Below are 12,138 nucleotides of genomic sequence, written 5' to 3'. Positions count from 1 at the left end.
GGGAACGTCACCGGAACGACGGTGACCTGTGCATTCGCCGTGGCGCCGGTGACGTGCACCGTGTGGTCGGTGAGGGGGCGGTGTGGTCGGTCGACGACAAGGGCGGTGGCTCCGGGCGTCGTTGTCGTCCGGGACGGCCCCCGGTGTCGGCGGATGACGGCGGGGGCGGCCCCGGACCGGGTGGACGGCTTCGACCGCCCGGGGAATGTGGCTGTGCTGATTGCCGCCTTGTCGCCTACTATGCCTACTCTGAAGGCACCTGCTGTTTCTCAGATGATCTTTTTCACCGACCCAGAAGGACCGACACGACTGTGGCATCAACGAAGACCGCGCCGAAGAAAACCGATGAGTTCGGCATTGAGCGGGTGACCCAGGACGATCCAGGCGTGGTGGACAGGTACCGCGAGAAGTGGGCGTGGTTCGACCACGTGATGCGCATGCAGGAGCGGTACGGCTCGATGGGGGGAAACCAGTACGCCGCAGGCATCACGTACTTCTCGGTGCTGTCGATGTTCCCCATCCTCATGCTCGTGTTCGCCGCGGTCGGTTTCGCTCTCGCCAACCACCCCACCGCGGTGATCGAGGTCCAGGACCGGATCAACAGCTCGATATCAGGTGACCTGTCGGAGCCGGTGAATAAGATCCTCGACACCGCGATCGAGCAGCGTTCGACGGTCGCCGGTATCGGTGGTCTGACCGCACTGTGGTCGGGGCTGAACTGGATGAACCACCTCCGGTACGGCGTTTCCATGATGTGGAAGGCCGACCCGACCGAGGGGAACTTCGCCATCCGGAAACTCCGGGATCTCATCGGGCTGATCGCGCTGCTGTTCGCGCTGATCGTCGCGTTCGGTGTCACGGCGGCGGGTTCCTCGAGCCTGACGGCGATTCTCCTCGAGAAACTGAGCCTGGACCACATCCCGGGTATCACGTACATCGTGTTCGCGCTGACCCTCGTCATCGGACTGCTGGTGAACTTCATCGTGTTCGTGGGGCTGCTCCGCTACCTTCCGCGGACCCACGTTCCCAGGGCCGCTGCGGTCAAGGGCGCGATCCTGGGCGCCGTCGCCTTCGAGATCTTCAAGCAGATCGGTACCGTTTTCTTCTCCAAGGCGCTCGACAATCCGGCGGGTGCAACCTTCGGTCCGATCATCGGCGTGATGGTCCTGCTGTACTTCGTCTGGCGGATCCTGCTCTACAGTTCCGCGTGGGCGGCGACGACGGAGGAATCCCTCGAGCAGACCCATACACCTGTTCCCGAGCCCGCCGTGATCCGGGTCCGCAATGACGTCGACCCGGTTCCCGATCCGAAGGCCTCCGCGATGCTGGTCGGTACCGGTGCCGCGATCGGTGCGGCCGGGATCGCGGTCGCCCGGAAGATGGTCGGGAAGTAGGCGCAGGCCTTCCCCGTCTCCTCCGGTCCCCGGGGCGTGGTGTGTGTATTCCGGCACGCCAAGCCCCTTTTTCACGGGCTACCGACGTCGCTGCCGGGCGCGGCGCCGCTCCGCCAGTCTCCGGTTGAGGGCGATCCCGGCGATGAGAACCACGAGGAACAGCACTCCGGTGGTGATCGCCGCGGGGCCCCACGCGTGCGACCGCGTCCCGGAGGCCCCGGAAACGCCGTCCCCGCCGGTTCTGGTCGGTGTGGTCACGGTCGGGGAGCCGGCCGCCGTCACCGACGGGGACGGGGCGGCGGAGACCACCGGGAGCTTCTCCACCGATCCGATGCCGGTGCCCCGCGGGACCGCGTACGCCGCGTCGAGGAGGCGTCTCGCCTGCTCCCACGGCCGGCCCCTGTCGACGGTCGTGTCCAGGACGATCGCCGCCAGACGGCGCCCGTCGACGTCCTTGGCACCGACGAACGTGTGCCGGGCGTCGTCGGTGAAACCGGTCTTCCCGCCGATGCCGTCCGGATCGTTGAGCAGCAGATGGTTGTCGTTCCAGACCTGGAATCCCTCGTTCTCCGGCCCGCCGGGGAAGTCCACGAAATCGGTGTCGACGATACGGGCGAACACCGGGTTTCTCCACGCCTCCCGGTAGATCAGGGCGAGGTCGAACGGCGAGGTGGACATCCCCGGCCCGTCGAGACCGGTGTAGTCGGCGACGCGGGTGTCCTGGGTGCCCAGTTCCCGTGCTTTCGCGTTGACCAGCTCCAGGGTCCGCTGGTCGCCACCGAGCTCCTGCGCCAGTGCGTGAGCGGCATCGTTGCCCGAGGCCATGAGCAGGCCCTGCAGCAGCTGTTCCACCGTGTAGCGGCCGTCCTCGACCAGCCCGACGCGTGAGCCCTCCATGTCCGCGGAGTCGTGTGTCGCGACGACCTCCCGGTCGAGGGGCAGATGCTCGAGCGTCACCAGCGCGAGCAGAGCCTTGATGATTGACGCGGGCCGGTATCTGCCGTGCGGGTCCTTGGCGGCGATGACGTCGCCGGTGTCGAGGTCGAAGACGATCCAGGCGGTCGCCGTCTGCTCCTCCGGGACGAGGAACCCGGGCGCCGCGGACACACCGCATTCGGCCATCGCCGGCCCGCCCGCCGGCGTCGCCGCGACGGGTAGCGGTGGCGGCACGGGTCGTCCGTCGGTCGGTATCTCCGAGGCGTCGACCGGCTCCGCGGGCGTGGTGGCCCAGGGGCAGCCGTCAGTCAGTGGGGCGGAGGGTCGTCCCGACAGCGCGGTCTGGGGTGGTGTGGTCGTGACAGTCAGGGTGGCGGTGTCCGGTTGTTCCGCGGCCGCTGTGAACGGGGAGGCGGAGAGCAGTGCCGTCGCTGTGACTGCACCGAGGAGACGTCTTCTCATGGTTGCCCAGACTACTGCGGGTGAGGTGCCGGGACGGGGTGACCCACCGTGGCCGGGCACCGGCACCACGATCTCTCCGGAGGGGATCCGAAGGTAGATTGTGGTCCATGGACATCAGCAGCAGGCAGACACCGGACTACACCCCGGAACACAAGAGCCTCACCCGCGGGACCGTCGCCACCCTGCCGAAGGTCGTCCTCCACGATCACCTCGACGGGGGACTCCGTCCCCGTACGGTGATCGATCTGGCGACCGGGTGCGGCTACGACGCGCTCCCCGCGACCGACCCCGATGAACTGGGCAGATGGTTCGTCGACGCCGCCGATTCGGGATCCCTCGAGAAGTACCTGGAGACCTTCGCGCACACCTGCGCGGTCATGCAGACCATCCCGGCACTCCACCGGGTGGCGCGGGAAGCCGTCGAGGATCTCGCCGAGGACGGGGTCGTGTACGCCGAGCTGCGTTTCGCGCCGGAGCAGCACCAGGAGCGGGGACTGGGGCTCGGGGCCATCGTGGACGCCGTCGTCGAGGGGATCATCGAGGGGGAGAAGACCGCGGCGCTGGCCGGCCGCACCATCCGGGCGCGGATCATCCTCTGCGCGATGCGGCACGCCGACCGGGCGCAGGAGATCGCCGATCTGCTGGTGGACTACCGGAACGGTGCGGAACGGGAGCACCGCGGGTACGTCGTCGGTTTCGACATCGCCGGGGCGGAGGACGGATTCCCGCCGAGCTGCTGCGCGGGGGCGTTCGCGACACTGCGCCGAGAACTCGTCCCATTCACCATCCACGCAGGTGAAGCCGCCGGTATCGACTCGCTCGAGGGCGCCGTGAGAGAGGGGACCTGGCGGATCGGCCACGGTGCGCGACTGTACGAGGACTTCACCGCCGACCTCGACACCGGCATCGAACCCGGTCGGGTGTCGGCCTTCGTCCGCGACCGGCAGATCATCCTCGAACTCGCACCCAGCTCCAACCTGCAGACGGGCGTGGTGGACGATCTCGTCGACCATCCCCTGCCGCTGCTCCAGCAGCTCGGGTTCGCCTGCACCGTGAACACCGACAACCGTCTGATGTCCGGTACGACGATGACTGACGAGATGATGCTGCTCGTCGACACATTCGGGTACGGGGTCGGTGAATTGTTCGAGCTCACCGCGACCGCGATCAGTGGTGCGTTCATCCCCGAGCCGGAGCGCAGGGAGATCATGTCCACGCTCATCGTGCCGGGCTGGGAAGAACTTGCGGAGAACGGAACCGGCGGAACCACCGGCTCCGGGACCGTGGACGGGGACCGGGACCCGGGTGCGTCGTTCGATCTCCCGGAGGAGGACCTCGCCGGGATAGACCCGCAGCTCCTCGCCGAACTGGGCATCGATCCGGATGATCTGAGACCCCGCGACTGAACCGGGACCGTTCCCTCGGATGCGGAAAGGCCCCACCCCGGTACCGGGGCGGGGCCTTCGTCGTCGTGGTGGGATCAGAACCGGCTGAAGCGGCCGATCAGCCCGTTCTCCAGCTGGCGCCAGCCCTCCGCTTCCGCGGTGTAGGGCGCTGACGGGGAGTACCCGGAGGAACCGCCGAGCATGTAGGCGATGTACTCCTGCAGTGCCGGGTTGGCCACCAGAACGGAGTTCACGGCGTCGTCGCGGGCCCAGTCGGCGGCATCGGCGAGCAGCTCGTAGGCCTGTCGCATCTGCTCGGTGTCGACTTCCTTCGGACCCCTGGTGATGTCCTCGGTCAGCCCGGTGAATACGTAGGTGTTGTCCGGGTGGGCGAGGACCTCGAGCGTCCCGCCGTTGATGCCGTCCATGATCTCCGACCAGGTGGCCGTGGCAGCCAGATCATGTTCATCGTGTTCCGCCAGCCAGCGGAGCATCGCCCGACGGTTGTTGAAGGTGTAGATCTGGCCGAAGTGTCCGAGGAACACCGGTTGGCCGTCCACGTAGGTGCGCAGGGTGTAGAGGGTGCGGCCCTCGATGGCGATCTTCACCGGGTCGATGCCTGCGGTACCCCACAGCGACACGTCATAGGGGTCTATCTGCGAAGCCGCCTCCTCGGCGGCCTTCTCCTTCTCGATACGGGCCTGCTCACGGGCCTCGACGGCGGCGTCGATATTCTTCTGCGCGGCCTCGACGGCCGCGGCGTCCTGTTCCGGGATGACGTAGCACTGGTCTAGTTCGTCGACGACCCGGTCCCAGTTGGACAGCACCGCCCGTCCGACGGCGGACCACTCCGACTCCCCGTTCTCGACCGCGTAGTGGTCGGCGCCGCGCTCGACGTTGGCGAGCACGGAGTAGGAGGAGAAGAAGGAGCCGATCGTGGTGGAGTCGATGACGTCGCCGAGGGAACGTGCGACGGCGAGTGCGCGCGCTGCACCGGTGACGTTCTCGTGGCTCGGCCGGCCCGCGAGCAGTTCCGGGACGCCGATCACATCGCAGTAGTCCCGCTTGCCGGGGACGACCCTGGCCGCATCCCCGTGCTGGAACGCCTGCCACTTCGGGTGGTCGCGCAGGTCGTGGCGGGCATCGGATTCGATGAATGCGAGCAGTTCGCCCGTGGACCGGAAGAGGTAGACATCATCCCCGTTTCCGAGGAACGCCTGCCACTCCTGCCCGTGCTCCCTCCACTTCGGGGCCCACAGGGTGTGGAAGTCGCCCTCTGTCAGGGCGATGGTGATGGGGACGATGCCTTGTAATGCCATGGGTGCAGATTCTAGCGTGCTGTTTCCGGCGCCGTCACCTGCCGTGCCGTGAATGATCTACCCCGTGGGGCGCCAGAACCCGTAGAAGTCCATGCCGTTGTTGGTGGTGCGTAGCGGGGAGATCCCCACCGGGCTCCCCGCCTCGATGATCTCGCCGTCACCGACGTACATCGCGACGTGTCCGTTCCACACCACCAGATCACCCGCGATGAGCTCCTCGGCGCTGACCCGTCGGCCGACGGTCTGCTGCTCCGCGAGACGCGGCAGCTCGACCCCGGCCTGGGCCCAGGCCCACCTGGTCAGGCCCGAGCAGTCGAATCCGCCGGGTTCCGAACCACCCCAGACGTACGGGGTCCCGATCATCGCACGGGCGGCATCCGCGGCCCGCCGCCCCGCGTCCAGACCTGAAGGTTCGGGAGGGGAGAGCGTCGGACGGGGCACCGGAGCGGGTGCATGCGGAGCTGCGTCGGCGGGAACGAGTCGGGGCAGCCGTGTGTCGGTCACCGCGAGTTCGCGGAACCTGGCCGCGAGTGGACGCAGGGCCATCTCCATCGTCGCTATCCGCCCGGTGGCGGCGGCCACCGCCCCCGCCACGATCGCCGCCAACCGCAGGACCGCGGCCGCGGCGGTGACGGGATTCGGGGCGCAGAGGAGCGGCAGGACCGGTCGGGCGGCGTTCACGGCCGTCGAGGCGATCAGGATGAGATCATCCCGGGTGGAGCGGAGGACCACCAACGCGTTTCCGGTGGTCAGTAGGAATGAGCCGAAGTCCTCCGTCAGTGATTCCGCAGCTTCCAGGAGTGCTGAGGCGTCCGTACCGAACATCCCGGCCAGAGCGGGTGCCGAGGACACGTCGGTGACACAGGTGTCCGGGGGATGGATCTCCGGCGGGAGGAGAGACGAGATCGTGTTCAGGCCGTCGAGCAACCCGGCGAACGGGGCCGTCGCCCGGGCCAGGGCATTCATGCTCCGCACCCCCTCGCCAGCGCGGTGTCCGCATCGACGACGGTGTCGATGTGCCCGCCGGGACCGCCGTGGATCGTTGCGAGGTCCCGGACGTGGTCCGCCAGTGTGATCCGCCGTCGGTTCAGGTTCCGTGCCGCATCGGCGAACGCGGGGATGAGGTCGAAGGTGCCCGGGGTCGGAGCCGGAACCGGGGCTTCCTCGGTCGGGGTGGCATCGGCGCAGTGCACCAGGTCCCGGGCCAGGGCCCGGGCGTGGTCTGGATCGAGAGTGAGAGTGTTCATGCACCGTCAGACCGGGGAGGGGTCGGAGAGGTTCCCTTCCCGTGGTCGGGGTGCCTTAGGATTGGGGTCATGGACATCACAATCGTCGACCACCCTCTGGCTGCAGCCCGCCTGACGATCATGCGCGACCGACGCAGCGACAACTCCGTGTTCCGTGCGGCGCTGCGGGACCTGGGGGCGATGCTCATCTACGAGGCGGCCCGCAACCTGGATGTGGAGCGTTTCGACACCGAGACCCCCGTGGCCACCGCCACCGGAACCCGGCTGCGTAAGCCGCCCATCATCGTGCCCGTGATCCGGGCGGGGCTGGGGATGGTCGACCCCGCACTGTCGATGATCCCCGACGCACAGGTCGGCTTCATCGGGATCGCCCGCGACGAGGAGACCCATGAGCCGGTGCCCTACCTCGAGGCGTTGCCGGAGGACATGTCCGATGAGACGGTGTTCATCGTCGATCCGATGCTCGCCACCGGGGGATCCCTCCTCCACTCGCTGAAACTGCTCTGCGACCGGGGGGCGAAGGACATCACAGCGGTCTGCATGGTGTCCGCACAGCCCGGCGTCGATGCACTGGCCGACTCCGGATACCCCGTGCGGCTGGTCACCGCGACCGTCGATCCCGAGCTGAACACCGACGCCTACATCGTTCCCGGCCTGGGGGATGCGGGCGACCGCCTCTACGGTCCCCGCAACATCCACCTGTAGACCGTTCAGATCCCGTGCAGCAGCTCCTCGACCTCGGCCCGGAGCCGGTCCAGGAGATCCTCGGCCCCGCGGGGGTCGGAGCAGTGGGACACCTCCAGATACACCTTGGTCTTGGTCTCCGTCCCGGAGACCCGGCCGATCATCCGGACACATGTTCCGTCCCGGTGCCGGCCGCTGATGAGGACCCCCTGCTCAGCCGGGAGATCCGTGCTGTCGACGTCGATTCCGGCGAGTGTTTCCGGCGGATCGGTGCGGAGTTGATCCACGAGGCCTTCCGGGTCGGACGTCCGCACGTGTATCTGGGTGCCCGCACGGGCCCCGAAGCGCCGGTGCAGCCGAGCCAGCTCGTCGCCGAGGGTCCTGCCCCGGGCCTTGAGCTCGGCCGCCCACGCACACGCATGGAGCGCGGTGGCCAACCCGTCCTTGTCCGCGACGAGATGCGGCACCGGGCAGGTCCCGTGCGCCTCCTCGTAGGCGAACATGAGGGGACCCGGTCTACGGTCACCGGCTCGCATGAGATTCTTGAAGCCGGTCGGGGTTATCACGCAGTCCCACCCGAGCTCACCGGCGATGTCCGGCAGCAGTGTCGAGGAGACGAGTGACGTGGCGACCACCGGCGGCGGGCCGTCACCGTCATGCGGAGCCAGCAGCCGGGTCGCCAGGAGCGGGCCCAGTTCATCGCCCCTGAGCATGCGATGGGTCCCGTCCGGGAGTCGGAATCCCACAGCGCAACGGTCGGCGTCCGGATCGAGCGCGATCAGCAGGTCGGCGTCCGTCTCCGAGGCCTGCCGGAGGAGAAGCGCGACCGCGTCCGGCTGCTCCGGATCCGGGAAGCTCACGGTCGGGAATGTCGGATCCGGGTGCTGCTGCGCGATGACCGGGATCGTGCGTGCGAAACCGGCCGCACCGAGAGCCTGGGCCAGCGGGCGACCCCCGACCCCGTGGAGAGCGGTGTAGACGACAGTCAGCGCGGCCCGTTCGTTGTTCACCCGGAGCCTGTCGTTCTCATCGGGGTTGATCTCGGCCACGACCTGGTCGAGGTACCGGCGCAGCTGGTTCCCCGCGGGGCGTACCGCGACCCGGGGAACCGAGAGCGGGTCCTCGACTGCCCTGATCGCGGCCTCGACATCCTTCTCGGTGGCGACGTCGATCTCGGAGCCGTCCGGCCCGTACACCTTGTAGCCGTTGTCGGCCGCGGGATTGTGGGAGGCGGTGATCTGGACGCCCGCGTCCAGTCCCCGGTAGCGGACCAGCCAGGGGAGCACCGGGGTCGGTGTCGGGGTGGGCAGCAGCGTCACCTCGAAGCCCGCCCCGGCGAACACCTCCGCGGCGGTGGTGGCGAAGGTGTGGGATCCGTAGCGGGCGTCATATCCCACCGCGACCCGGAGCGGACCGTTCTCCCCGTAGATGGACAAACCGAAGCCCCGCGGATCCTCATCGGAGATCTGTTCGACGGGAATCCGGTTTGACGCCGGCGACGCTGTGGCGGCGTTCCGGGCGAGCCATGCGGCCAGTCCGGCGGTGGCCCGGGTCACCTGCGTGACATTCATCTGACCGCGTGCGGGTCCCACCGGTGCACGGAGGCCGGCTGTCCCGAAGGACAGGTGACGGGTGTGCATCACACGCTCCGGTCGGATCGGAGTGGCGCCCCCGGACGTGGCCCGGTCCGGTGTTCAGGGGCGGGGGGACGGGGCGGTGCGGGCCGGATCATGCGTCAAATATAGAATCAACTCAGGACCGTTGGCCAGGCCCACCGCATCCGGTGGCTCGTCTCCGCCGCAACGGAGGCGCCGATGCGTGGGGCGTTCCCACGGTTCAGTGCAGACACATAATCAACACCCACAGCGTGAGAGGATCAGATGAGCATCCGGGCACAGGTCGACGGTTGGCTGGCTGAGCACACCGATGAGCTGATCCGGTGGCGACGGCACCTGCACACCCATCCCGAGCTGAGCCACATGGAGTACGACACCACCGCCTGGATCGCGGACACACTGTCGGGGTACGGCATGGAGCCGAAGCTCTTCCCGGGAACTGGCCTGATGGTCGACCTCGGGCCGGACACCGGGCACCGGATCGCGCTGAGGGCGGACATCGACGCCCTCCCCATCGAGGAGAAGGCGGTCGTGGATTTCAGCTCGCGGACCCCCGGGGTCATGCACGCGTGCGGCCACGACGTCCACACGGCGATCGTGATGGGCGCGGCCTGCGCCCTGCACGCGGCCGACCTCGACCACGGCGTGCGGATCATCTTCCAGCCCGCTGAGGAGGTCATGGACGGAGGTGCCCCGGACGTCATCTCGTGGGGCGGCCTCGAGGACGTCGCCTCGATCTTCGCCGTCCACGTCGAGCCGAAACTCCGCACCGGGAAGATCGGACTGCGTACCGGCGCGATCACCTCGGCCGCGGACATCCTCGAGGTCAAGGTCAACGGGCCCGGTGGGCACACATCCCGTCCGCAGATGACCTCGGACGTCGTCTACGCCCTGTCCAGTGTCGTGACACAGCTTCCCGCGCTCCTCAGCCGCAGGGTCGATCCGCGGACCGGGACGGTCCTCGTCTTCGGTTCGATCAACGCCGGCTACGCGGCGAACGCGATCCCCGAGAACGGGCGGGTCTCGGGTACCCTCCGGACCGCGGACATCGGGGTGTGGCGTGCGGCCGAGCCGCTCATCACCGAACTCATCGGTCAGGTCATCGCGCCGACAGGTTGCAGCCACGAGGTGGTCTACACCAAGGGCGTTCCACCGGTGATCAACGACGATGTCGCCACCGCCCTGATGGCCAACGCCGCACGCGGAATCGACGCCCACTCGATCGTCGCGGCGCCGCAGTCCTCCGGGGGTGAGGACTTCTCCTGGTACCTGGAACATGTCCCCGGTTCGATGGCGCGGCTCGGCTGCTGGTCCGGGACCGGCCGCCAGTTCGACCTGCACCAGGGGGATTTCGTGGTCGATGAACGGTGCCTCGGCGTCGGTGTGCGCCTGTTCGGCGCCGTCGTCGACGGCTACTCCCGCGAGATGAACAAGGACGCGCAGCGGCCCGTCGGACCGGACGGTTTCCTGCCCACCAGGTGACCCCGGGACAGGTCGGCGGTCGCGTGCGTGACCGGTGCACTAGACTGCACCGTGGGACAGCCCACACTGTCCGTGGAAGGCGGCTGCGCCGCCCCCGCGGTGTGACCCGACACTGACGCACTGACCTGCACCCGACGCGTACCTGGAGGATATCTGTGTCCAAGCGAATCGTGATCATCGGCGGTGGCCCCGCCGGCTACGAAGCCGCACTAGCCGGCTCGAAGTACGGCGCCGACATCACCCTGATCGAGGACCAGGGGCTCGGTGGATCCGCCGTCATCCATGACTGTGTCCCCTCCAAGTCCTTCATCGCGGCCACCGGCATCCAGACCGACCTCCGGCGCGCGGACGACATGGGGCTCGAACGGACCGAGACCTCCACTCTGCTCCAGCTCGACGAGGTCAATGACCGCGTGCGGAACCTGGCGGCCGCGCAGTCCGCGGACGTCCGCGCACAGATGGAGTCCGCAGGTGTGAGGCTGATCGACGGACGGGCCCGCTTCGACGACTACAAGCCCAAGCAGAGCACCCACTACATCGCGGTCACCCCGAATGACGGCGGTGACGACGAGGTCATCGAATGCGATCTCGTGCTCCTGGCCACGGGAGCCTCACCCCGTATCCTGCCCGGTGCGCAGCCCGACGGGGAGCGGATCCTCACCTGGCGGCAGGTCTACAACATCGACGAGATGCCGGAACACCTGATCGTCGTCGGTTCCGGTGTCACCGGTGCCGAGTTCGTCTCCGCGTTCGCGGAGCTCGGCGTGAAGGTGACCATGGTCGCCTCTCGGGACCGGATTCTCCCGCACGACGACGCCGACGCTGCCGACGTCCTCGAGACCGTGCTCGCCGAGCGTGGGGTCTCACTCGAGAAGCACGCCCGCGTGGAGTCCGTGACCCGGACCGACGACGGCGGGGTCTGCGTCCGGACGACCGACGGACGTGAGATCCTCGGTTCCCACGCCCTGATGACCGTCGGTTCCGTACCCAACACGGAGAACCTCGGCCTGGAGACCGTCGGCGTGGAGACGGCCCCTTCGGGACACATCATCGTCGACCGGGTCTCCCGGACGTCGGTCGCCGGAATCTACGCCGCGGGCGACTGCTCCGACCTGTTCCCGCTGGCTTCCGTCGCGGCCATGCAGGGTCGGGTAGCGATGTACCACGCCCTCGGTGAGGGGGTGAGCCCGATCAGGCTGAAGACCGTCGCCACGGCCGTGTTCACCCGTCCGGAGATCGCCGCCGTCGGACACACCCAGAGCGACATCGAGTCCGGTGAGGTCACCGCCCGGACCATCGTCCTACCGTTGACCACGAACCCGCGGGCCAAGATGCGTTCCCTCCGCCACGGCTTCGTGAAGCTGTTCTGCCGGAGGAACTCCAGCCTCGTCATCGGCGGTGTCGTCGTCGCGCCGACGGCCTCCGAGCTGATCCTGCCGATCGCGGTCGCCGTCACCAACCGCCTGACCGTGGACGATCTGGCGAACACGTTCTCCGTCTACCCGACCCTGTCGGGCTCCGTCACCGAGGCCGCCCGCCAGCTCGTCGCCCACGACGACCTGAGCTGACCGGAACCCCGGGAAGGGGCGCGCCCGTGACCGGGTGGCGCCCCT

10 protein-coding genes are annotated in these 12,138 nt (G+C 68.3%); 5 read left to right on the top strand and 5 right to left on the bottom strand.

Annotated features, from left to right (window positions below):
- Positions 1-311: 311 nt before the first annotated feature.
- On the top strand, positions 312-1,394 hold the full coding sequence (locus KRX55_RS02860) for a YhjD/YihY/BrkB family envelope integrity protein (RefSeq protein WP_370625740.1): 1,083 nt from the start codon (positions 312-314) through the stop codon (positions 1,392-1,394).
- A gap of 78 nt (positions 1,395-1,472) precedes the next feature.
- On the opposite strand, the gene KRX55_RS02855 is transcribed toward KRX55_RS02860, so the two are convergent.
- A complete protein-coding gene (locus KRX55_RS02855) occupies positions 1,473-2,792 on the bottom strand; it encodes a D-alanyl-D-alanine carboxypeptidase family protein (RefSeq protein ID WP_218406338.1) in 1,320 nt (439 codons plus the stop codon).
- Positions 2,793-2,899: 107 nt separating this feature from the next.
- Between KRX55_RS02855 and KRX55_RS02850 the strand changes: the two genes are divergently transcribed.
- Positions 2,900-4,198, top strand: coding sequence for an adenosine deaminase (locus tag KRX55_RS02850; protein WP_218406337.1), 1,299 nt, complete (start codon positions 2,900-2,902; stop codon positions 4,196-4,198).
- A 74-nt stretch (positions 4,199-4,272) separates the two neighbouring features.
- Here KRX55_RS02850 and KRX55_RS02845 read toward each other — a convergent pair whose 3' ends face one another.
- From KRX55_RS02845 to KRX55_RS02835, 3 genes are read right to left on the bottom strand one after another with little or no spacing between them, the layout of a single operon-like run.
- Positions 4,273-5,496 carry a hypothetical protein gene (locus KRX55_RS02845; protein WP_218406336.1) on the bottom strand — a complete coding sequence of 408 codons (1,224 nt, stop codon included), beginning with the start codon at positions 5,494-5,496 and terminating at the stop codon, positions 4,273-4,275.
- Positions 5,497-5,553: 57 nt separating this feature from the next.
- Positions 5,554-6,462 carry a C40 family peptidase gene (locus KRX55_RS02840; protein WP_218406335.1) on the bottom strand — a complete coding sequence of 303 codons (909 nt, stop codon included), beginning with the start codon at positions 6,460-6,462 and terminating at the stop codon, positions 5,554-5,556.
- Positions 6,459-6,743: a hypothetical protein gene (locus KRX55_RS02835; RefSeq protein WP_218406334.1), complete on the bottom strand. Its 285-nt coding sequence runs from the start codon at positions 6,741-6,743 to the stop codon at positions 6,459-6,461. Before KRX55_RS02835 ends, KRX55_RS02840 begins: the two co-directional genes overlap by 4 nt.
- 69 nt (positions 6,744-6,812) lie before the next feature.
- Here KRX55_RS02835 and upp point away from each other — a divergent pair, with 69 nt between their 5' ends.
- The gene (gene upp / locus KRX55_RS02830) at positions 6,813-7,448 is read left to right on the top strand and encodes a uracil phosphoribosyltransferase (RefSeq protein WP_200255884.1); all 636 of its coding nucleotides are present in this window, start codon (positions 6,813-6,815) and stop codon (positions 7,446-7,448) included.
- Between the two features lie 5 nt (positions 7,449-7,453).
- Here upp and KRX55_RS02825 read toward each other — a convergent pair whose 3' ends face one another.
- A complete protein-coding gene (locus KRX55_RS02825) occupies positions 7,454-9,067 on the bottom strand; it encodes a phospho-sugar mutase (RefSeq protein WP_255567515.1) in 1,614 nt (537 codons plus the stop codon).
- Positions 9,068-9,307: 240 nt separating this feature from the next.
- Here KRX55_RS02825 and KRX55_RS02820 point away from each other — a divergent pair, with 240 nt between their 5' ends.
- Both KRX55_RS02820 and KRX55_RS02815 read left to right on the top strand, forming a co-directional pair.
- Positions 9,308-10,525: an amidohydrolase gene (locus KRX55_RS02820; protein ID WP_218406332.1), complete on the top strand. Its 1,218-nt coding sequence runs from the start codon at positions 9,308-9,310 to the stop codon at positions 10,523-10,525.
- Between the two features lie 155 nt (positions 10,526-10,680).
- Positions 10,681-12,093, top strand: a complete 1,413-nt coding sequence (locus tag KRX55_RS02815; RefSeq protein ID WP_218406331.1) for an NAD(P)H-quinone dehydrogenase — start codon at positions 10,681-10,683, stop codon at positions 12,091-12,093.
- Positions 12,094-12,138 lie beyond the last annotated feature (45 nt).

The organism is Corynebacterium sp. TAE3-ERU16, assembly GCF_019209935.1.
GTDB classification, from domain to species: Bacteria; Actinomycetota; Actinomycetes; order Mycobacteriales; family Mycobacteriaceae; genus Corynebacterium; species Corynebacterium antarcticum.
The sequence above is the reverse complement of the archived record's forward strand: the minus strand, read 5'-3'. Positions and strand labels throughout refer to the sequence as shown.

What these genes read in the sequence shown, in the direction of transcription:
- KRX55_RS02855 (WP_218406338.1), bottom strand. Translation starts at nt 2,792, where the DNA reads ATGAGAAGACGTCTCCTCGGTGCAGTCACAGCGACGGCACTGCTCTCC.
- KRX55_RS02850 (WP_218406337.1), top strand. Translation starts at nt 2,900, where the DNA reads ATGGACATCAGCAGCAGGCAGACACCGGACTACACCCCGGAACACAAG.
- KRX55_RS02845 (WP_218406336.1), bottom strand. Translation starts at nt 5,496, where the DNA reads ATGGCATTACAAGGCATCGTCCCCATCACCATCGCCCTGACAGAGGGC.
- KRX55_RS02840 (WP_218406335.1), bottom strand. Translation starts at nt 6,462, where the DNA reads ATGAATGCCCTGGCCCGGGCGACGGCCCCGTTCGCCGGGTTGCTCGAC.
- KRX55_RS02835 (WP_218406334.1), bottom strand. Translation starts at nt 6,743, where the DNA reads ATGAACACTCTCACTCTCGATCCAGACCACGCCCGGGCCCTGGCCCGG.
- upp (WP_200255884.1), top strand. Translation starts at nt 6,813, where the DNA reads ATGGACATCACAATCGTCGACCACCCTCTGGCTGCAGCCCGCCTGACG.
- KRX55_RS02825 (WP_255567515.1), bottom strand. Translation starts at nt 9,067, where the DNA reads ATGCACACCCGTCACCTGTCCTTCGGGACAGCCGGCCTCCGTGCACCG.
- KRX55_RS02820 (WP_218406332.1), top strand. Translation starts at nt 9,308, where the DNA reads ATGAGCATCCGGGCACAGGTCGACGGTTGGCTGGCTGAGCACACCGAT.